Below are 1,110 nucleotides of genomic sequence, written 5' to 3' on the forward strand. Positions count from 1 at the left end.
CTTATTAAAAGCTATACAAACTATACAGTTCAGTTTAAACTAGACGTACTTAATTATATGAACGAACAAGGGACGTCTCTCTATGAAACAGCAGCCATTTTCAATATCCCTGCACCTAGTACTATTTTGGATTGGAAGCTGAAACTTGAAACGGAAGGATTAGATGCCCTTAAATCGAAGAAAAAGGGGCGTCCATCCATGAAAAAAGAGACAAAGAAATCTCCTCAACCAGTAGAGGGATCATTAGAGGCATTACAGGCAGAAAACGAACGTTTACGAATGGAGAATGCCTACTTAAAAAAGTTGAATGCTTTAGTTCAAATGCAGGAAAAATTACAAACAAAATCAAAGCGCAAGTAATTTTCGAACTAAAGGATGAGTATGAGGTTGTGGATTTAGTTGAAGTCGCTGACATTCCACGCAGCACATATTATTATTGGGAAAAACGGTTAAATCAACCTGATAAATATGAGAAAGTAAAAGAAGCTATCAACGAGATCTATCATGAACATAAAGGTCGTTATGGGTACCGTCGCATCACGAAAGAACTAAATAAAAGAGGATTCCGCCACGACCCCAAAACCATCAATCGTCTAATGAATGAAATCGGATTAAAATGTTTGGTACGTATGAAGAAATATCGTTCTTATAAAGGAAATGTAGGCAAAATTGCTCCGAACGTCTTAAATCGCGATTTCTCCGCCGAGAAAATAAATCAAAAATGGGTAACCGACGTAACAGAATTCCACCTATTCGGTGAGAAACGTTACCTCTCTCCAGTACTGGATTTGTGTAACAGCGAAATCATTGCTTATAGTGTTATGAAACGCCCTGTTTATAAATTAGTGGGAGATATGTTAGACCAAGCGATTGAACGTCTTCAGCCAGGAGAACAAGTAATTCTTCATTCAGATCAAGGTTGGCATTATCAAATGAAACAGTATCAAAAAACATTAGAACAGCACCAGATTACACAGAGTATGTCCCGAAAGGGTAATTGTTTGGATAACGCAGTCATGGAAAATTTCTTTGGCTTATTAAAGTCTGAACTCCTTTATCTACAGGAATTTGACAGTATTGAACATTTTGAACGGGAATTAGAGGACTATA

The 1,110-nt window shown here is 37.1% G+C and carries 1 pseudogene; it reads left to right on the forward strand.

The annotated features are described in order from the left end of the window. Window positions 1-1,110 (forward strand): annotated as a pseudogene (locus BIV60_RS30720) (IS3 family transposase); the annotation flags it as partial.

It is taken from the genome of Bacillus sp. MUM 116, assembly GCF_001866655.1.
GTDB lineage: Bacteria > Bacillota > Bacilli > Bacillales > Cytobacillaceae > Neobacillus.